Annotated in this window: 18 protein-coding genes and 1 other RNA gene; 8 read left to right on the plus strand and 11 right to left on the minus strand. The window is 64.7% G+C overall.

What is annotated here, in order from left to right; genetic code table 11:
* Positions 1 to 265: 265 nt before the first annotated feature.
* The 10 genes from B0920_RS11130 to gyrA form a co-directional block, all read right to left on the minus strand.
* Entirely contained in the window at positions 266 to 571 is a 306-nt protein-coding gene (locus tag B0920_RS11130; RefSeq protein ID WP_036237327.1) for an integration host factor subunit beta, read from the minus strand.
* Positions 572 to 600: 29 nt separating this feature from the next.
* A complete protein-coding gene (gene rpsA / locus B0920_RS11135; protein ID WP_267873365.1) occupies positions 601 to 2307 on the minus strand; it encodes a 30S ribosomal protein S1 in 1707 nt (568 codons plus the stop codon).
* A gap of 295 nt (positions 2308 to 2602) precedes the next feature.
* Positions 2603 to 3271, minus strand: coding sequence for a (d)CMP kinase (gene cmk, locus B0920_RS11140; protein ID WP_078032560.1), 669 nt, complete (start codon positions 3269 to 3271; stop codon positions 2603 to 2605).
* 2 nt (positions 3272 to 3273) lie between these two features.
* Complete coding sequence (aroA, locus tag B0920_RS11145) at positions 3274 to 4605, minus strand: 3-phosphoshikimate 1-carboxyvinyltransferase (RefSeq protein ID WP_078032561.1); 1332 nt, start codon at positions 4603 to 4605, stop codon at positions 3274 to 3276.
* Complete coding sequence (locus B0920_RS11150; RefSeq protein ID WP_078032562.1) at positions 4602 to 5507, minus strand: prephenate dehydrogenase/arogenate dehydrogenase family protein; 906 nt, start codon at positions 5505 to 5507, stop codon at positions 4602 to 4604. The genes aroA and B0920_RS11150 overlap by 4 nt, the downstream gene beginning before the upstream one ends.
* Positions 5508 to 6611 carry a histidinol-phosphate transaminase gene (gene hisC / locus B0920_RS11155; RefSeq protein ID WP_078032563.1) on the minus strand — a complete coding sequence of 368 codons (1104 nt, stop codon included), beginning with the start codon at positions 6609 to 6611 and terminating at the stop codon, positions 5508 to 5510.
* A gap of 22 nt (positions 6612 to 6633) precedes the next feature.
* On the minus strand, positions 6634 to 7704 hold the full coding sequence (pheA, locus tag B0920_RS11160; RefSeq protein WP_078032564.1) for a prephenate dehydratase: 1071 nt from the start codon (positions 7702 to 7704) through the stop codon (positions 6634 to 6636).
* A gap of 97 nt (positions 7705 to 7801) precedes the next feature.
* Positions 7802 to 8890, minus strand: a complete 1089-nt coding sequence (gene serC / locus B0920_RS11165) for a 3-phosphoserine/phosphohydroxythreonine transaminase (protein WP_078032565.1) — start codon at positions 8888 to 8890, stop codon at positions 7802 to 7804.
* Positions 8891 to 8908: 18 nt separating this feature from the next.
* On the minus strand, positions 8909 to 9451 hold the full coding sequence (locus tag B0920_RS11170; protein ID WP_078032566.1) for a DUF2059 domain-containing protein: 543 nt from the start codon (positions 9449 to 9451) through the stop codon (positions 8909 to 8911).
* 110 nt (positions 9452 to 9561) lie between these two features.
* Positions 9562 to 12177: a DNA gyrase subunit A gene (gene gyrA, locus B0920_RS11175; protein WP_078032567.1), complete on the minus strand. Its 2616-nt coding sequence runs from the start codon at positions 12175 to 12177 to the stop codon at positions 9562 to 9564.
* Between the two features lie 378 nt (positions 12178 to 12555).
* Here gyrA and ompA point away from each other — a divergent pair, with 378 nt between their 5' ends.
* The 4 genes from ompA to B0920_RS11195 all read left to right on the plus strand — a co-directional run bounded on the left by ompA (position 12556) and on the right by B0920_RS11195 (position 15722).
* On the plus strand, positions 12556 to 13269 hold the full coding sequence (ompA, locus tag B0920_RS11180; protein ID WP_078032568.1) for an outer membrane protein OmpA: 714 nt from the start codon (positions 12556 to 12558) through the stop codon (positions 13267 to 13269).
* A gap of 289 nt (positions 13270 to 13558) precedes the next feature.
* On the plus strand, positions 13559 to 14263 hold the full coding sequence (gene ubiG, locus B0920_RS11185; RefSeq protein ID WP_078032569.1) for a bifunctional 2-polyprenyl-6-hydroxyphenol methylase/3-demethylubiquinol 3-O-methyltransferase UbiG: 705 nt from the start codon (positions 13559 to 13561) through the stop codon (positions 14261 to 14263).
* A 9-nt stretch (positions 14264 to 14272) separates the two neighbouring features.
* Positions 14273 to 14980, plus strand: a complete 708-nt coding sequence (locus B0920_RS11190; RefSeq protein WP_078032570.1) for an HAD family hydrolase — start codon at positions 14273 to 14275, stop codon at positions 14978 to 14980.
* 109 nt (positions 14981 to 15089) lie between these two features.
* Positions 15090 to 15722 (plus strand): glycine zipper 2TM domain-containing protein, encoded by a 633-nt coding sequence (locus B0920_RS11195; RefSeq protein WP_078032571.1) that lies wholly within the window; start codon positions 15090 to 15092, stop codon positions 15720 to 15722.
* A 30-nt stretch (positions 15723 to 15752) separates the two neighbouring features.
* On the opposite strand, the gene B0920_RS11200 is transcribed toward B0920_RS11195, so the two are convergent.
* A complete protein-coding gene (locus B0920_RS11200; protein WP_229455365.1) occupies positions 15753 to 16523 on the minus strand; it encodes a bifunctional 2-polyprenyl-6-hydroxyphenol methylase/3-demethylubiquinol 3-O-methyltransferase UbiG in 771 nt (256 codons plus the stop codon).
* A 232-nt stretch (positions 16524 to 16755) separates the two neighbouring features.
* Between B0920_RS11200 and ssrA the strand changes: the two genes are divergently transcribed.
* The 4 genes from ssrA to B0920_RS11220 all read left to right on the plus strand — a co-directional run bounded on the left by ssrA (position 16756) and on the right by B0920_RS11220 (position 19968).
* Positions 16756 to 17114: a transfer-messenger RNA gene (gene ssrA / locus B0920_RS11205) on the plus strand.
* Positions 17115 to 17504: 390 nt separating this feature from the next.
* Positions 17505 to 18539, plus strand: coding sequence for an acyltransferase (locus tag B0920_RS11210; RefSeq protein WP_179119140.1), 1035 nt, complete (start codon positions 17505 to 17507; stop codon positions 18537 to 18539).
* A gap of 206 nt (positions 18540 to 18745) precedes the next feature.
* Complete coding sequence (locus tag B0920_RS11215; RefSeq protein WP_143745708.1) at positions 18746 to 19282, plus strand: PAAR domain-containing protein; 537 nt, start codon at positions 18746 to 18748, stop codon at positions 19280 to 19282.
* Positions 19279 to 19968, plus strand: coding sequence for an alpha/beta hydrolase (locus tag B0920_RS11220; RefSeq protein WP_078032574.1), 690 nt, complete (start codon positions 19279 to 19281; stop codon positions 19966 to 19968). Before B0920_RS11215 ends, B0920_RS11220 begins: the two co-directional genes overlap by 4 nt.
* The last annotated feature ends 1 nt before the right edge of the window (position 19969 follow it).

Here is a 19969-nt window from a genome sequence, read left to right on the forward strand (position 1 = left end):
GATATTTCAAAACGGGGTTTGGGGTGCCCCTTCATAGGTGAAAGCTGGCGTTTGCGGGTACTCGCCGAACTTGGGTTCCGGCCTTCGCCGGAACGACGTTGTTCGCTTTCACCAGTAGCTCAAAGACCGTCGTTCCGGCGAAGGCCGGAACCCAAGTCCGTCGCACACAGCCGCCCTCTCCTTGCACCTCATCCCACGCAAGGAAAGGAACAAAAAAAAACGGCATCCTCGCGGACGCCGTTTCTGCCTGCTCGCTGGCAGACGACTAGTCTTCGATGATCGGCTGCCCGACCATCGCGTCCACCCGCTCGCGCAACTGCTTGCCCGGCTTGAAGTGGGGCACCCGCTTTTCGGGCACCATCACCTTGTCGCCGGACTTCGGATTGCGTCCGATGCGCGGGGGCCGGCTGTTCAGCGCGAAGCTGCCGAAACCACGGATCTCGATGCGCTGGCCGCTCGCCAGGGCGTTGGTCATCGCATCGAGGATGGTCTTGACCGCGAACTCCGCATCCTTCGCCACCAGCTGCGAATACCGCTCAGCCAGGCGATTGATCAGCTCGGACTTGGTCATCTGTGCGCTCCTTACGGATCAGCCCTGGATTAGTTCTTGTTGTCGAACTTGGCTTTCAGCAGTGCGCCCAGGCTGGTGGTGCCCGATGCGGCGCTGCTGTCGGCTGCCAGCTTCTGCATGGCTTCCTGGGTGTCGGCGCTGTCTTTCGCCTTGATCGACAGCTGGATGCTGCGAGCCTTGCGATCGATGTTGATGACCAGGGCTTCGACCTTGTCGCCCACCTTCAGGTGGGTGCCGGCGTCTTCCACGCGGTCACGCGAGATTTCCGAAGCGCGCAGGTAGCCTTCGACTTCTTCGTTCAGCGCGATGACGGCGCCTTTCGGCTCAACCGACTTCACGGTGCCGGTGACCAGGGTGCCCTTGTCGTTCAGCGAAGCGAAGGTGTTGAACGGGTCGCCTTCCAGCTGCTTGACGCCCAGCGAGACACGCTCGCGCTCGACGTCGATCGCCAGGACCACGGCTTCCAGCTCGTCGCCCTTCTTGAACTTGCGCACGGCTTCTTCGCCGGCTTCGGTCCAGGACAGGTCCGACAGGTGCACCAGGCCGTCGATGTTGCCCGGCAGGCCGATGAACACGCCGAAGTCGGTGATCGACTTGATCGAGCCCTTGACCTTGTCGCCCTTCTTGTGGGTCATGCCGAATTCGTCCCACGGATTCGGTTTGCACTGCTTCATGCCCAGCGAGATGCGACGACGCTCTTCGTCGATTTCCAGGACCATGACTTCGACTTCGTCGCCCAGCTGGACAACCTTGTTCGGAGCCACGTTCTTGTTGGTCCAGTCCATTTCCGAGACGTGCACCAGGCCTTCGATGCCCTGCTCGACTTCGACGAACGCGCCGTAGTCGGTCAGGTTGGTGACCTTGCCGAACAGGCGGGTGCCCGGCGGGTAGCGACGCGACAGACCGGTCCACGGATCGTCGCCCAGTTGCTTGACGCCCAGCGAGACGCGGTTCTTTTCCTGATCGTACTTGAGGACCTTGGCGGTGATTTCCTGGCCAACCGACAGCACTTCCGACGGGTGACGCACGCGACGCCATGCCAGGTCGGTGATGTGCAGCAGGCCGTCGATGCCGCCCAGGTCGACGAACGCACCGTAGTCGGTGATGTTCTTGACGACGCCGGTGACGACGGTGCCTTCCTTCAGGGTTTCCATCAGCTTGGCGCGCTCTTCGCCCATCGAGGCTTCGATCACGGCGCGGCGCGACAGCACCACGTTGTTGCGCTTACGGTCCAGCTTGATGACCTTGAATTCGAGGGTCTTGCCTTCGAACGGGGTGGTGTCCTTGACCGGACGGGTGTCGACCAGCGAACCCGGCAGGAATGCGCGGATGCCGTTGGTCAGGACGGTCAGGCCGCCCTTCACCTTGCCATTGACGGTACCGGTGACGATTTCACCCGATTCCATCGCTTTTTCCAGGGCCAGCCACGATGCCAGGCGCTTGGCCTTGTCGCGCGACAGGATGGTGTCGCCGAAGCCGTTTTCCAGCGATTCGATGGCCACGGACACGAAGTCGCCAACCTTGACTTCCAGTTCGCCCTGGTCATTCTTGAATTCGTCGATAGGAATGAAAGCTTCCGATTTCAGGCCGGCGTTGACGATCACGAAGTTGTGATCCAGACGCACGACTTCAGCGGAAATGACTTCGCCCGAACGCATATCCTGGCGCGACAGCGATTCCTCGAAGAGGGCGGCAAAGCTTTCCATACCGGTTGCTTGGGTGGTTGCAGTAGACATAAAAGAAATTTCAAGTTAGCCAGCAGGCCGACGGAATTGCGGACTGAACTGGGTCAGGTTGAGACAACACCTGCTCCGGCTGGATTGCCGGGGCAGGCACCAAAGGACGACGGCCGCGAGACCGTCGTCCCGGCGTAGGCCGGGACCCAAGTCCATATGCGGCGCCTCGGCGATAACTCAAGCCAGGGGTGACGCAAGGGAACTTGGATTCCGGCCTGCGCCGGAATGACGTTTTGATTGCCGTGACTTCCGGCATTGCCAAGGAAGCTCATGCAATCAAAACGTCAAACAATTCTTATTCTTTCACTTCCGCATACCACGCGAGCACCTGCTCGATCGCATCCTGTGCGCTCATGTGCGAGGTGTCGAGGATATGCGCATCCGCCGCCGGGACCAGGGGAGCCACGGCGCGCTTGGTGTCACGCTCGTCCCTCGCCTGCAAATCCGCCAGCAGATCGTCCATATTAGCAGAAAACCCTTTGTCAATCAATTGCTTATATCGGCGTTCCGCACGTGCTTCCACACTTGCGGTAAGGAACACTTTTAGCTTGGCGGTCGGAAAGATCACCGTGCCCATGTCGCGCCCGTCGGCCACCAGGCCGGGCGCCTCGCGAAAGCCCAGTTGCAGGGCGAACAAGGCCTGGCGCACGGCCGGCAAGGCGGCGATCTTCGATGCCATGTTGCCAACTTCCTCGGCGCGGATGGCGTGGGCCACGTTCTCGCTGCCGATGAAGATGTCGTGGCCGGTGAAGCGCACCTGCAGGTGCTCGGCCAGCTTGGCGATGCCGTGCTCGTCCCTGAGCTCGACGCCGCGGCGCATCGCCTGCAGCGCCGTCAGGCGGTACAGGGCGCCGGAATCGAGCAGGTGGAAGCTGAGCCGTTCGGCCACCCTGGCCGCCACCGTGCCCTTGCCGGAGGCGGTCGGGCCGTCGATGGTAATCACAGGTACGTTGGAATGGGACATGGTCAGAACAGTTCGTTGCGGGCGATGCCGGCGAAGGCCTCGAAGTAATCCGGGAAGGTCTTGGCGACGCATTTCGGATCGTTGATGCGCATGGCGTTGCCGCGCCGCGCCTTGCCGTCGAGCGAGGCGAGCGAGAAGCACATGGCCATGCGGTGGTCGTCGTAGGTGTCGATGGTGGCCGGCTTGAGCTGTTCCGGCGGCGTGATGCGGATGTAGTCCGGCCCCTCCTCCACCTTGGCGCCGACCTTGCGCAATTCGGTGGCCATGGCCGCCAGGCGGTCGGTCTCCTTCACCCGCCAGCTGGCGATGTTGCGCAGGGTCGAGGGGCCGTCGGCGTAGAGCGCGGCCACGGCGATGGTCATGGCGGCGTCCGGGATGTTGTTGAAGTCGGCGTCGATGGCCTTCAGCACGCCGTTCGAGCGCGCCTCGATCCAGTTGTCGCCGCGGGTCACGATGGCACCCATGCGCTCGAGCGCGTCGGCGAAGCGCACGTCGCCCTGGATGCTGTGCTCGCCCACGCCCTCGACCCGCACCGGGCCGCCGGCGATGGCGCCGGCCGCCAGGAAGTAGGAAGCCGAGGAGGCGTCGCCCTCGACGTGGATGGTGCCCGGGCTCTGGTAGCGCTGGCCCGGGTGCACGGTGAAGGAAGCCCAGCCGTTCTGCTCGACCGCCACGCCGAAGCGGCGCATCAGGTTCAGGGTGATCTCGATATAGGGCTTGGAAATCAGCTCGCCCACCACGTCGATCGTCACCGCATGGGTCTTCGCCATCAGCGGCGCAGCCATCAGCAGCGCGGTCAGGAACTGGCTCGACACGTTGCCGCGCACCGCGATGCGGTCGGCGTGGATGTGGCCGCGGCGGATGCGCAGCGGCGGGAAGCCCTGCTCGCCGGTGTACTCGATCTGGGCGCCGACGGCGTTGAGGGCGTCGACCAGGTCGCCGATCGGGCGCTCGTGCATGCGCGACACGCCGTGCAGGGTGTAGTCGCCGCCGATCACGGCCAGGGCCGCGGTCAGGGGGCGGATCGCGGTGCCCGCATTGCCCATGAACAGGTCGGCCTCATGGTTCGGCAGCACGCCGCCCATGCCGTGCACCACCACGGTGCGCTCGTCGACTTCGTCCCAGCGGATGCCGAGCGAACGCAGCGCGCCCAGCATCACCATGGTATCGTCCGAGGCCAGCAGGTCGTGGATGGTGGTCGCGCCTTCGGACAGCGCGGCCAGCAGCAGGGTGCGGTTCGAGATGCTCTTGGAACCCGGCAGGCGCACCGAGCCCTGGGCATGCAGGACGGGCTCCAGGTCGATGTGCTGGGGGTAGTGTTTTTGCTGCGTCATTCTGTTTCCTGGTTGGGCGGCGGCGGGGGCTCGTTGGCTTCGATGGCCTCGATCCACGCGCGCCGGGCGCGCTGGGCATTGGCGTAGACGGCTTCCAGCGCGGGGCCGTCGGACGCGGCGAGATGCGCGCGCACTGTGTTCAATTGTGCCAGATATGCATCGAGCTCGGTGAGCAGCGCGGCGCGGTTGGCCAGGCTGATGTCGCGCCACATTTCGGGCGAGGAACCGGCGATGCGGGTGAAGTCGCGAAAGCCGCTGGCGGCGTACTGGAACAGCAGGCCGGCGTGGGGCTTGCCGGCGATGTCGTCGACCAGGGCGTAGGCCAGCAGGTGCGGCAGGTGGCTGACGGCGGCGAACACGCGGTCGTGGTCTTCGGGGCTCAGGCGATGGATGACCGCCCCGCAGGCGCGCCAGGCTTGCGCCACCTGCTCGACCGCCGCCACGAGGTTCTCCGGCAGCGGGGTGAGCACGACCTTCTTGTTGCGGAACAGGCCGAGGGTGGCCGCGTCCGGACCGTTGGATTCGCTGCCGGCGATCGGGTGGCCGGGCACGAACTGGGCGATGCGCTCGCCCAGCACCGCGCGCGCGTTGGCGACCACGTCGCACTTGGTGCTGCCGGCGTCGGTGACGACCGTGCCCGGCTCCAGGTGCGGCAGCATGGCCGCCAGGATGGCCGGCGTTTGCGCCACCGGCGCAGCCAGCAGCACCAGCTCGGCGCCCGCCAGCGCGTCCGCGTAGGAGTCCGCGACCTGGTCGATGAGGCCGAGCTCCAGCGCGCGCGCCATCGGCTGCGGCTCGCGCCCCACCCCGACGATGCGGCGCGCCATGCCGGCCGCCTTCAGCCCGAGGGCGAAGGAACCGCCGATCAGGCCGACGCCGACGATGACGACCTTGCCGAACATTCAGCCGAGCGCCCGCTTGAGCGCGTCGATGAAGGTCGCGTTCTCCTGCGGCAGGCCGATCGAGACGCGCAGCCACTGCGGCAGGCCGTAGTTGCCGACCGGGCGCACGATCACGCCCTGCTTGAGCAGGGCCAGGTTGACGCGCGCGCCGGCGCCCTCGTCCTCGCCCACCTTCACCAGCACGAAGTTGCCGAAGGACGGCACGTACCGCAGGCCGAGTTCGTCGAAGGCGGCGGTCAGCTGCTGGTAGCCCTCGGCGTTGTTGCGCGCGCCCTGCTCCAGGAAGTCCTTGTCGTTCAGGGCCGCCACCGCGGCCGCCTGGGCCAGCGAGTTGACGTTGAAGGGCTGGCGGATGCGGTTCATCAGGTCGGTCAGCGCCGGCTGGGCGATGGCGTAGCCCACGCGCAGGCCGGCCAGGCCGTAGGCCTTGGAGAAGGTGCGCGAGACGATCAGATTTGGATACTTGCGCACCCACTGGCTCGACTCGAACTGGTGTTCCGGGGCCAGGTATTCGTTGTAGGCCTCGTCCAGCACCACGACCACCCTGGCCGGGACCTTCTGCAGGAAGGCTTCCACTTGCGGCGCCGGGATGAAGGTGCCGGTCGGGTTGTTCGGATTGGCGACGTAGACCAGGCGGGTGTCGGCGTCGATGGCGGCCGCCATGGCGTCGAGGTCATGGCCGAAGTCCTTGGCCGGCACCACGATGGCGCGCCCGCCCACGCCCTGGGTGGCGAGCGCGTAGACCGCGAACGAGTACTGGGCGTAGACCACGGCCTCGCCCTTCTGCACGAAGGCGTGGGCCGCGATCTCCAGGATGTCGTTGCTGCCGTTGCCGAGGGTGATCCAGTCGGCCGGCACGTCGTAGCGCTCCGACAGCGCGGCCTTGAGCTCGAAGCCGTTGGCGTCCGGGTAGCGCCCCAGCTCGGCGGCGGCGGCCGCCATCGCCTGGCGGCTCGATTCCGGCAGGCCGAACGGGTTTTCGTTCGAGGCCAGCTTGACGATGTTGGCTTCGTCGAGGCCGAACTCGCGGGCGACTTCCGCGATGGGTTTGCCGGCCTGGTAAGGCGCGATGGCGCGAACGTAGTCTGGTCCGAATTGCGACATGGTGTCTCTCGATGGGTAGTGTTTAAAGGCTTTGCGGGTAGGAGCCGAGCACCTTGAAGAAGGCGGCGTTGTGCTGCAGCTCCTCGAGGGCGCGCTTGACGGCGGCGTCGTGCACGTGGCCCTCGATGTCGACGTAGAAGTAGTACTCCCAGGTGCCGATGCGCGCCGGGCGCGATTCGAAGCGGGTCATCGACACGCCGTGCTTGGCCAGCGGCGCCAGCAGGTTGTAGACGGCGCCCGCCTTGTTCGGCACCGCCAGCACCAGCGCGGTGCGGTCGCGTCCGGACGGCCCGGTCTGGAGCTGGCCGATCACCACGAAGCGGGTGCGGTTGTGCGGGTCGTCCTGGATGTGGGCCTGGACCACGCCCAGCTTGTACTGCTCGCCCGCCATCTCGCTGGCGATCGCCGCCACCGTCGGGTCCTTGCTGGCCAGTACGGCGGCTTCGGCGTTGGAAGCCACGGCGCGGCGCTCCAGCTCGGGGTAGTGCTGGTTGAGCCAGACCTGGCACTGTGCCAGGGCCTGGGAGTGGGCGCACACGGTCTTCACGCCCTCCATGGAACCCGAGCTGCTCATCAGGCTGTGGTGGACCGGGATCGAGATCTCGCCGCTGATGATGGTGGTGGTGGCCAGGAGCAAGTCGAGGGTGCGGTTGATCGCGCCCTCGGACGAGTTCTCGACCGGGACCACGCCGAAGTCGGCGGTGCCGGCCTCGGTGGCGCGGAACACCTCGTCGATCGACACGCAAGGCAGGGTCTCGATGGCGCTGCCGAACTGCTGGAACACGGCCTGCTCGCTGAAGGTGCCGCTGGGGCCGAGATAGGCGACCGTGACGCGCTTTTCCAGCGCGCGGCAGGAGGACATGATCTCGCGGAAGATGGTCTGGACATCGCGGTCCTTGAGCGGACCGGGGTTGCGCTCGGCCACGCCGCGCAGCACTTGCGCTTCGCGCTCGGGGCGGAACACGGGGGCGTTGGTCTCGGCCTTCACGTGGCCGACTTCCTGCGCGATCTTGCCGCGGCGCGAGAGGAGATCCAGGATTTGCGCGTCGATGGCGTCGATCTGTTCGCGCAGGGGTGTGAGTTTGTCTGTCATCGTCGTAATGCAATCAGTCGAGGTGGTTCGGCGGCGCGCCGCGGCGCCGCATCCTCTGGCGCGCCGGGCTTCGCGGCCCGCGCGCCCGGCCGGGGCCTCAGCGCCCCGCGAACTCGTTCAAGTAATCGACGAGGGCCTGCACGCCCTCGATCGGCATCGCGTTGTAGATCGATGCGCGCATGCCGCCGACGGACTTGTGGCCCTTCAGTTGCAGCAGCCCGCGCGCCTTCGCGCCGGCCAGGAATTGTTCGTTCAGGGATTCGTCGCGCAGGTAGAAGGGTACGTTCATGCGCGAACGGAATGCGGGCGCCACCCGGTTCTGGTAGAAGTCGTCGGCGTCCAGCGCGGCGTACAGCAGCCGCGCTTTTTCGATATTACGCTGTTCCATGGCCGCCACCCCGCCCTCGCGCTTGAGGTGGGCGAACACCAGGCCGGCGATGTAGATCGCATAGGTCGGCGGCGTGTTGAACATGGATTCGTTCTCGGCCACCGTCTTCCAGTGGAAGGCCGAGGGGCAGATCGGCAGCGCGTCGTTCAGCAGGTCGTCGCGCACGATCACCAGGGTCAGTCCGGCCGGGCCGATGTTCTTCTGGGCCCCGGCGAAGATCACCCCGTACTTCGACACGTCGATTTGCCGCGACAGGATGTGCGAGGACATGTCGGCCACGATCGGAATGCGCGGATCGATCTCGGGCACGAAGTTGTACTCGACGCCGTCGATGGTCTCGTTGGTGCAGATGTGCAGGTAGGCCGCGCCCGGGCTGAGCTGCCAGCTTTCCTGGGGCGGGACCCCGGTGAAGCCGCTCGCCTCGCTGGAGGCGGCGACGTTGACCTGGGCGTAGCGCTTCGCTTCCTTGATCGACTTGCCCGACCAGGAACCGGTGTGGACGAAGTCGATGATGGCCGGCTGGGCGCAGCAGCCCGCCAGGTTGAGCGGAATGATGGCGTTCTGGCCCAGTCCCCCGCCCTGCATGAACAGGATCTTGTAGTTGGGCGGGACCGCCAGCAGCTCGCGCAGGTCGGCCTCGGCCTGGCGGTAGATCGAGATGAATTCCGGACCGCGATGGCTCATCTCCATCACCGACATGCCGCTGCCGTGCCAGTCGAGCATCTCGTCGGCGGCCTGCTGCAGCACTTCCTTGGGGAGGACGGCCGGGCCGGCCGAGAAATTGAATATCCGGGTCATGCGGTCCTTTCTTGCCGGTCAGGGGTTCTGCAGGCTCTTCATGACGTCCTGCATCATGCCGTTCAGGCGCGGCGCGACCACGCGCTGGCCGAGGGCCATGCTTTCGGCCGACAGCTTGGGCATGTTGGCCAGCATCTTGCGGCCCAGCGGGGAGCGGTAGAAGGCGGTCAGTTCCTTGATCTCGGCGGTCGTGAAGTGGTTGGCGTAGAGCGGCACCATTTCGTTCACCATCTCGTCCAGCAGGCTCGGATCGCGGAACAGGCGGCCGACCGCCTCGGCCGCGCGCGGCACCATCTGGTCGACCCTGGCGATCGCTTCCTTGCGCTTTTCCGGGCTCAGGCTGGTGTCGGCCTCGATCGCCGCCATCACCTGGGCGCGCATCATGACGGGAATCTGCTGCTCCATCTGGACGAAGGAAGCGGCCATCACCTTCTTGATCTCCATGGCGTCCAGCATCGCCTTGACGGCGGCGGTGGTCTGGGCGTCGGGGGCGGCGACGGCGAAGGATGGCAGGCCGGCCAGGGTGGCGGCGGTGGCGAGGGCGACGAAGAATTTTTTCATTGGCTTTCCAAGCGGGCCGGCAAGCCCATCGACATCATTCTACGCGCCCGGCTGGCCGGGCCGGGCGCGGGGCGAGACCGCCGTCGGGCAGCCTCGCAGGCGGCGGCGGATTACTCCGGCGCCGGCTCCAGCTCGGGCTCCTCGAGATCGGTCTCGACGATGCGCTGCAGGCCGGACAGCTTGGTGCCGTCCTCGACCGCGATCAGGGTCACGCCCTGGGTGGCGCGGCCCATCTCGCGGATCTCGGCCACGCGGGTGCGGATCAGGACGCCGCCGGTGGTGATCAGCATGATCTCGTCGGTCGCGTCGACCAGGGTCGCCGCCACCACCTTGCCGTTACGCTCGCTGGTCTGGATCGCGATCATGCCCTTGGTGCCGCGGCCGTGGCGGGTGTACTCGGTGATCGGAGTACGCTTGCCGAAGCCGTTCTCGGTGGCCGTGAGCACCGACTGCTGCTCGTTCTCGGCCACCAGCAGGGCGATGACCTGCTGGCCCTCTTCCAGGTTCATGCCGCGCACGCCGCGCGCGGTGCGGCCCATCGGACGCACGTCGTTCTCGTCGAAGCGCACCGCCTTGCCGCCGTCCGAGAACAGCATCACGTCGTGCTTGCCGTCGGTCAGGGCGGCGCCCACCAGCACGTCGCCCTCGTCGAGGTCGACCGCGATGATGCCGGCCTTGCGCGGGTTGCTGAAGTCCTTCAGCGGGGTCTTCTTGACCGTGCCCAGCGAGGTCGCCATGAACACGTAGTGGTCTTCCGGGAAGGTCCGGTTCTCGCCCGACAGCGGCAGCACCACGGTGATCTTCTCGCCGTCCTGCAGCGGGAACATGTTCACGATCGGCTTGCCGCGCGAGTTGCGCGAGCCCTGCGGCACTTCCCACACCTTCAGCCAGTACATCCGGCCGCGGTTGCTGAAGCACAGGATGTAGTCGTGGGTGTTGGCGATGAAGAGCTGGTCGATCCAGTCCTCGTCCTTGGTCGCCGCCGCCTGCTTGCCGCGGCCGCCGCGCTTCTGGGCGCGGTACTCGGAGATCGGCTGGGCCTTCATGTAGCCCGAGTGCGAGAGCGTGACCACCATGTCCTGCGGGGTGATCAGGTCTTCGGTCTCGAGGTCGCTGGCGTTGTGCTCGATGGTCGAACGGCGGGTGTCCTTGCCGTTGTCGGTGTACTCGCTCTTCACCGCCGTCATCTCGTCCGAGATGATGGTGGTGACGCGCTCGGGCTTGGCCAGGATGTCGAGCAGGTCGGCGATGTGGTCCATCACTTCCTTGTACTCGTTGACGATCTTGTCCTGCTCCAGGCCGGTCAGGCGCTGCAGGCGCATCTGCAGGATTTCCTGGGCCTGGTCGTCCGACAGCTTGTACAGGCCGTCCGGCTGCATGCCGTAGTGCTTGGGCAGGTGCTCGGGACGGAAGGCTTCGATGCCGCCGGACTCGCCCAGCTCGCTGCGGGTCAGCATGTTGCGCACCAGGGAAGAATCCCAGGCGCGCGCCATCAGCTCGGTCTTGGCGATCGGCGGGGTCGGCGCGGCCTTGATGATCGCGATGAAGTCGTCGATGTTGGCCAGGGCCACGGCCAGGCCTTCCAGCATGTGGCCGCGGTCGCGCGCCTTGCGCAGCTCGAACACGGTGCGGCGGGTGACGACCTCGCGGCGGTGCGAGAGGAAGCACTCCAGCATCTGCTTCAGGTTCAGCAGCTTGGGCTGGCCGTTGACCAGGGCCACCATGTTCATGCCGAAGGTGTCTTGCAGCTGGGTCTGCTTGTACAGGTTGTTCAGCACCACTTCCGGCACTTCACCGCGCTTGAGCTCGATGACCACGCGCATGCCCGACTTGTCGGACTCGTCGCGGATGTCCGAGATGCCTTCCAGCTTCTTGTCGCGCACGTTCTCGGCAATCCGCTCGAGCAGCGACTTCTTGTTCACCTGGTAGGGCAGCTCGTCGATGATGATCGCGGTGCGGCCGCCATCCTTGCCGTATTCCTCGAAGTGGGTCTTGGCGCGCATCACCACGCGGCCGCGGCCGGTGCGATAGCCGTCGCGCACGCCCGAGACGCCATAGATGATGCCGGCGGTCGGGAAGTCCGGCGCCGGGATCAGTTCGATCAGCTCGTCGATGGTGCAGTCCGGGTTGCGCAGCACGTGCAGCGCGCCGTTGACCACTTCCGACAGGTTGTGCGGCGGGATGTTGGTGGCCATGCCGACCGCGATGCCCGAGGAACCATTGATCAAGAGGTTGGGAATGCGGGTCGGCAGGACCGTCGGTTCTTTTTCCTTGCCGTCGTAGTTCGGCTGGAAGTCGACGGTGTCCTTGTCGATGTCGGCCAGGATCTCGCCGGCGATGCGGTCCAGGCGGCACTCGGTGTAACGCATGGCCGCGGCGCTGTCGCCGTCGATCGAGCCGAAGTTACCCTGCCCGTCCACCAGGGTGTAGCGCAGCGAGAAGTCCTGCGCCATACGCACCAGGGTGTCATAGATCGACGCGTCGCCGTGCGGGTGGTACTTACCCATGGTGTCGCCGACCACGCGCGCGCACTTGAGGTAAGGACGATTCCACACGTTGTTCATCTCGTGCATGGCGTACAGCACGCGGCGGTGCACCGGCTTCAGGCCGTCGCGCACGTCCGGCAGAGCACGGCCCACGATCACGCTCATGGCGTAATCGAGGTAGCTCTTGCGCATCTCTTCTTCGAGGGAAATGGGGACTGTTTCTTTTGCGAATTGATCCATTGGGCGGGTCGGCTGCTTTTCAGCTGTGGTTATAAGTTGCAACGGGCGATTCTACCATGCGAGGCATAGCAGCTGCGCAATTCCTGGGGGCCCTCAGCCATCGCGTTTTTTGAAGGCGGCGACCCGCCGCAAACTTCCAGTATTGTCGAGGCCGATCTAGTCCTCTTGCCAAAATGTTGCGGCGAAACAACGTCAAGAAAAGAATGCTTGATGTTTGATTTCGGTGCAGTCGTGCGATTTTGGTGCATATGGCAAAATGGCTAGGAAGTTAATTGCTTGTTTCACAATACGAAACCGACAGTCACGGCCCTGTGTTATTATTCTGACACCATAGCGCTTTGTCTGTTTCGCTAAGAATTTACCGAAAGGAAGAACAATATGAATAAACTGGCCACCCTCATGCTCGCAGCGTCGGCCGCGATGGCAGGTAACGCGTTCGCCCAGAGCGCGCCGCCGTATGCGCCGCTGACCACGGACATCAAGGCCCGTACTCCGTACAGCGCCTACGTCCAGGACAGCCGCGGCGTGATCGCCCGCAATCCTTTCGGCCTGTGCTGGCGCACCGGTTACTGGACCCCGGCCGATGCCGTGCCGGGCTGCGACGCGCCGCTGTGCGTGGAGCCGGAGAAGCTCGAGAACGGCAAGTGCGTCGCTCCGCCGCCGCCCCCGCCGCCGGCTGCCCCGGTCGCCGAAGCCCCTGCCCCGGTGGCCGCCGCCCCGGTGCCGACTTCGGAAAAGGTGAGCTACTCGGCTGACGCCTTCTTCGACTTCGACAAGGCCGTCCTGAAGCCGGCCGGCAAGGCCTCGCTGGACGAGCTGGTGGCGAAACTGGGCGACATGAACCTGGAAGTCATCATCGCCGTGGGCCACACCGACTCGATCGGCACCGACGCCTACAACCAGAAGCTGTCGATCCGCCGCGCCGAAGCCGTCAAGTCCTACCTGAAGGGCAAGGGCGTGGAAGAAAACCGCATCTACACCGAAGGCAAGGGCGAGAAGCAGCCTGAAGCGGACAACAAGACCGCCGCCGGCCGCGCCAAGAACCGCCGCGTGGAGATCGAAGTCGTCGGTACCCGTACCGTCAACAAGTAATCCCCGCGCCAGCGAACAACCCCGCTGCGGCGGGGTTTTTTTTCGTTCGCGCGGCGCCGCTGGCGTGTTTTCGCTGGCGTTTTCGCTGCCGTGTTTCCTCCGCCGTGTTTCCACTGAAATGCTTCCGCAGCCAAGCGTGCGCCACCGGAGCCGCACCCGCTGTAAACCAGCTCCTTACAACAACGTCATCCCCGCGCAGGCGGGGATCCAAGTTTCCCAGCAACACCGCAAGGCTTTTTTTCCACGCGCAACCCTTGCCCACGACCCATTTCCGCTATTATTCCCAGCTATGACGACGACCAACGCAGACCCCTTAGAAATCCAGAAATTCAGCGAACTGGCCCATCGCTGGTGGGACCCGACTTCCGAGTTCCGTCCGCTGCACGAGATCAACCCCTTGCGCCTCGAGTGGATCAACGCGCGCGCGCCCCTGGCCGGCAAGAACGTGATCGACATCGGTTGCGGCGGCGGGGTGCTGTCCGAAGCCATGGCGCGCAAGGGCGCCAAGGTGACCGGCATCGACCTGTCCAAGAAGGCCCTGAAGGTCGCCGACCTGCACAGCCTGGAATCCGGCGTCGAGGTGCGCTACAAGCTGATCGCCGCCGAAGAGATGGCGGCCCAGGAAGCCGGCCATTTCGACGTGGTGACCTGCATGGAAATGCTCGAGCACGTGCCGGACCCGGCCGCGATCGTCCAGGCCGCCGCCGACCTGGTCAAGCCAGGCGGCCACGTGTTCTTCTCGACCCTGAACCGCAATCCCAAGTCCTACCTGTTCGCAGTGATCGGCGCCGAGTACATCCTGCGCATGCTGCCGCGCGGCACCCACGACTACGGAAAGTTCATCACGCCGGCCGAGCTGTCGCAGTTCGCGCGCCAGGCCGGCCTGCAGGTGGACGGCATGAAGGGCCTGACCTACAACCCGCTGACCAAGATCTATTCGCTGAACAACGACACCGACGTGAACTACATGATCGCGTGCAGCAAACCCCTTTGATTCCCTGACATGAGCTTCCCCACCGTTCTGCCGGCACCGCGTGCCATCCTGTTCGATCTCGACGGCACGCTGGCCGACACGGCGCCCGACCTGGCTGCGGCCGTCAACTGGCTGCGCACCGAGCGCGGGCTGGACCCGACGCCCTACGACATCCTGCGCCCGACCGCCTCGGCCGGCGCGCGAGGCATGATCGGCGCCGCTTTCGGCCTGGCGCCGGGCGACGAGGGCTACGAAGAGCTGCGCCTGGCGTGGTTCGACCGCTACCAGTCGGCCATGTGGCTGCACACGGTGCTGTTCGAGGGCGTGCCGGAACTGCTGGCCGGCATCGAGCAGGCCGGCATGGCCTGGGGCATCGTCACCAACAAGCCGGCCCGCTTCACTGACCCGCTGGTGCCGAACATCGGCCTGGCGCACGCCGGCTGCGTCGTCTCGGGCGACACCACGCCCCACCCCAAGCCCCACCCTGCCCCGCTGCTGGAAGGCGCGCGCCGGCTGGGGATCGCACCGGAACAGTGCTGGTACGTGGGCGACGACCTGCGCGACATCGAAGCCGGCCGCGCGGCCGGCATGGTGACGGTGGCCTGCGGCTGGGGCTATTGCGGCGCCATCGAACCCTCGAGCTGGGGCGCCGACTATCTGCTGGACACCCCCCAGCACCTGCTGGAGACCCTGCGCCAGGTGGCCGAGGCGGCGCGCCAGGGCGCGCGCGTGGCCTGAGACGCGCTTACACATCCTTACGATTGATACAGGCTATCGTCTATCTCTGGGTCCAGCCTGCCATTAATCTACTCCTGCACGACAACACAACGTCTTACGGGAGCAAAACATGGAAACGACTCAGAGCACCAACCGCATCCACCCGCTGATGGCAGCCGCTGCCGCATCGGTGGTCATCGTCAGCCTGACCGGCGCCGCCGCGATCACCGGCCTGCTGCCGACCTCGAAGAGCGCGCCTGAGCCGACTCTGGCCAACCCGCAGCTGGCCGCGATGGCCGCCGCCTCGCAGTACGGCGCGCAGCCCGGCGCCCTGCCGGGCGCACCGGTCGCGCCGCAGATGGCGATGCCGCTGAACGCCGCGCCGATGGGCGCCTACCCGCAAGCCCAGGCCGTGCCGGCAGGCTACGCCCAGCCGCAGGCGGCCCCGGTGGCCTATGCCCAGCCGCAGCCCGCCCCGCAGCCGACCGTGATCATCAAGGAAAAGCCGGTCGTGAAGGTGGTCGAGAAGACCCGCGTGGTGCACGCCGCGCCGAAGCCGGTTCGCTATGAAGAGCCGCGCTACCACCCGCAACCGGCGCCCGCTCCGGCCCAGCCTAACTACGTCGGCATCGGCACCGGCGCCGTGATCGGCGGCCTGATCGGCAACCAGATCGGCGGCGGCAGCGGCAAGAAGATCGCGACCGTGGCCGGCGTGATCGGCGGCGGCATCATCGGCAACGAGATCGCCAACCGCAACCGCTAAGCGCAGCCCCGCATGTCGAAAGCCGCGGACTCAGTCCGCGGCTTTTTTTCTGAACACGCCGACGATGATGTCGCTCGGGAACATGCGCAGCACCGGAATCAGGCACAGGATCGCCAGGTATTGCGCGTACAGCATGACCGGCCCCATGTCGCCGGTGCAGCGCATCCGCTCCAGCAAGCCCTGGGCGCGCAAGGCCGGCAACTCGGTCGCATCGGCCAGTTCGAAGCCCTGCCCTGCCACCAGTTGACGCAGATTGCCCGGGTTGAAATAGTGGACATGGGGCGAAGGCAAGTCCTTTTGCCACAGGCGCTCGAAGGGGGCGCGCCAGCCCACGCGGGCAAGCAGCTTCGACAGGCGGTAGAAGAAGCCGCGGCTGCTCGGGATGTTGAGGATCAGGATCCCGCCCTCGTCCAGCCGCTCGTGGCAGGACGCCAAGGCGCTGTGGATGTCGGGGATATGCTCGATGACGTCGTTGAACACGATGATGTCGAAACGCTCGCCGTCGGCGAGCGCATCCGGGAAATAGCCGGTTCGCACGGGCAGTCCGCGCGCGGCGGCGCGCTTGCCGACCGCCTCGTCGGGCTCGATGCCCAGCACCTGGAACTGCTTGCGGGCGATTTCCAGAAACCAGCCGTGGGCGCTGCCGACATCGAGCAGGCGGCGCGCGCCGGGCCGTGCATGGCGCATGGCGTAGCGCACGATGACCTCGAAGTTCTCCTGACGTAAAGCCTTCAGGCCGCGTTCGCGTTCCGCCTCGTCGGGTGCGAGTCCGTTCTGCCCATTGATGGCGCCAGTCAGCATCGCGCTCTCATAGCGGCATCCCGGGCAGGTCTGGTGCCACTGGGCGAGACCGGCGACTTGTGTCGCCCCGCAAACAATGCATGCCATGTACCACCCTTGATGTGTCAAGACGAGGCTCATCATATTGCAATTGTGCTACCCGATGTGGATGAAACTCATGCTTTCGCTTAAGCGCGCGCTAAGCGAAACCCCTGTACATCCATGCAGGTTGGAGTACAATGGTTCTCTCGCTGGGGGCGACCTGGTTTCGACGTGGGTTGCAAAGCAGCGCAGGGCATACCGAGGACTGGTTACCTCGTAAATACATCCAGAAATCAATAACTGCAAACGATAACTCGTACGCACTCGCAGCTTAATTGCTGCTAGCTCCACACCACCTCGCCCCTGGGGTGTACCGCAAGGTTCGTGGAGTCATTTACAGGGGCTCGGGTTTGGCCGGGTTACTTGGTCACTCCCTAAATAATAGGTAACTCGCTTAGTCAAAGGGTGCACATCCCCGTTGCCTAAGTTAAATTAATTGATAGTGCTAAGTATGTAGAACTGTCTGTAGAGTGCTTGCGGACGCGGGTTCAATTCCCGCCGCCTCCACCAACCAATACCGGGTCTTGACGACCGACAGAAGACCCGCCTCGAGCGGGTCTTTTTTTTCGCGCCCACTCTTCCTGCAGCGGCATCGGACGGCGTCCAGATCCATCTTGGCAACAATCGGACGCCAGTGCGACCGGAAGCTGCCTGGCATGCTGCGCGCTCAGGCGGGCGTCTCTGCTGGCAGCACGGGAGCGACGCCTGTATCGCCCCGCCATGGCCTGACTTCCATCCGGAACGCTTCTGGGTGTCACCGCCGGAGGGAAGCCCCCGGGCCGTCAGCTGATCTTTATGCCTCGTCACCCGCCCGCCGAGCATGGCGCTGCCGATTTTTATTGTCGAGTACACTGCGCCCTGATCAAAACAGCAAGACTGTGTAGGAGGCGGGGACATCCGATGAAGCGACTGCAGAGTGTCGACGTCATGCGCGTGATCGCGATCATCGCCGTGATCGCGATCCACACGATTCCATTCACGCCGCCCTCGGTCCCCATCGGACAGTCCGTCGACCTGGCCACCATCGTCAACGGCCTGGCCCGCTTCGCCGTCCCGCTCTTCTTCATCCTGTCGGGCTACTTCTGGGCCAAGAAGATCGAGAGCGCCCGCACGGTGTGGGCGCCCAGCCTGGCCATGGGCAAGCGCATCGCCCTCCTCTTCGTCGTTTGGTCCCTCATCTACCTGATCCCCTTCGACTTCGCCGAAGTCTTCGCCGACGGACCTTCGGGATTTCTCGACCACCTGAGCCGGAGCATCCACACCCAGCTCGGCAGGCCGGTGACCGTCTTTTTCCAGGGGACCGAGCAGCATCTGTGGTTCCTCATGGCGCTGCTATGGAGCCTGGGGATCTCGGCGCTGCTGATCGGCCTGCGGCAGCGAGGGCTGCTGATTGCGCTGGGGATCGCGCTGTTCGCCTTCGGGCTGGCCGGGAAGGCCTACAGCGGCACGCCCCTGGGTTTCAAAACCGGCTTCAATCTCCGCAACGGCCCTTTTTTCTCGCTGATTTTCTTCGTCACGGGCGTCCTGCTCGCCGGGACCGGCAAGCCACTGCCGCGTTTGCGCACGGGTTTATGGATCGCATCGGCCGGCATCGTGTTGCAGTTCGTCGAACTGGCGATACTGCACGAAGGCTGGGGCGTTTCAATGAGCCAGGATTACGTCTTGAGCACCTTCGTGTTCGGGCTCGGCGCTGCGATCATTGCCCTTTCAAATTCTCCCCGGCTGCATCTTGCGCGCGCCGCCGCGATCGGCCCGCTCGTATTGGGCATCTATTCCGCGCACATAATCTTTGTGGAATTGTTCAGACCAGCCAATGCCATCCTCGGAGGAAACTGGTTATGGTCAATTGCGTATGTGCTGATCGTATTCGCCTTGTCGTACGCGCTGGCCCGTTTCCTGGCGCGCTTTTCGGCGACGAGACAATTGGTCATGTAATCGCTTCCGGACATACCTCTCTTTTACTCACACGAATTTCCCGAGTGGACAATACGGCGATCAAACGCGCCATCGCAAACGCCTTGCCGGGTTAGCAGGCTTGACTTTGCGCCTGTAGAAAGCGCATCAGTCGCCAGCTTGTGATCCACCAAGCCGCAGCCGCATCGGATCTCTACATTGAGACTTTATGCTCGTTGGAGACCGGGATGAAATCGATTGGTTGGATTCGGCTGGGCGACCTGGCCGCATGCGGTGGCATTGTTGCAGAGGGGGATGTGCGTTGCCGAAATATGGGCAAACCCTACGCATTCCAGGGCGCGCGCATGGATTGTCCGAACAATTGCGTCATCGCAGAAGCCTATGGCCAGTCGACGCTCACCAATGGACACAAGCGGGTTCTTCACGGCATGAAAACCAGCGGCGGATGCCCCCTACTCTCCACGCTCAATGGCATCGACGGGATCAGGCAATCGAGCGGCGCCGATGTGCCGGTCCGCTTCATCCAGGACGAGGCGGGACAATGGCATGGGCGGGCTGACGAAGGATATGACCAGCATTTCGTCCTGACCGATCAGCAAACCGGAGAACCGCTAGCCAATCGTCTCTACCGCATGCGCTTCAACGGCAAGACAATCGAGGGAAGAACCGATTCCGAAGGAATGACACTCAGGGCGATTGCCGACGACCCCACGGAAGTCACGATCGAAATCATGCCAGAGGGATTTTGCGGGGATATCGAATGAGCGCGGCTTCGGCAGCGTATTTGTCGGTCAAGGCGGCAATGAGCCTGAAGTCGAATACCACGCCGGTAACGGTCGAAGTGAACAGACCCAGGGGAACGATTTACTGGGGCGGTGCCGGTCTCGACGGCCCGTATATCGCGGACCAGTTGGCCGCCCTCCAGGAAGCCGGTATCCAGCACGTCTACCGGGGAGTGCGGACTTGTTCGATGCCGGTGGACGCGCTCCGGTCCGGCTTTTCCATCCGCTATCGCGACAACCCGGTCGCCGAAGACTGGCACATCGATGGCATGGACAACCCATCGCCCCAGTTCAACCTGATCGGCTATTCCTACGGCAGCCTGGTCGCCGCACAGACCGCCTATTACTACGCCGCGCTCGGCCACATCGTGGACCATCTGGTATTGGTAGGAAGTCCCATCGACAAGCGCTTCCTCGAGGACCTGGGCAAGCAGATCAACATCAGGCGCATCGTGATACGCGATCTCGCCGAATATGGCGATCCCATCTATGCGGGGATCGGCAAGCTGCGGCTGTACGCCTCTTCGCTGCAACTGGGGGCGCAAATGCTGAAGACCCTCGATACCGGAGACGGCTGGGGTCATTTCTATTTCGCCAGCTCATCCTCGAACGGCGCGCTGCGGCGACGCGAACTAGCGCGCCTCATGGTGCGTCACGGACTGAAATGAG

Source organism: Massilia sp. KIM, from assembly GCF_002007115.1.
In the GTDB taxonomy this organism is placed as follows: domain Bacteria; phylum Pseudomonadota; class Gammaproteobacteria; order Burkholderiales; family Burkholderiaceae_D; genus Telluria.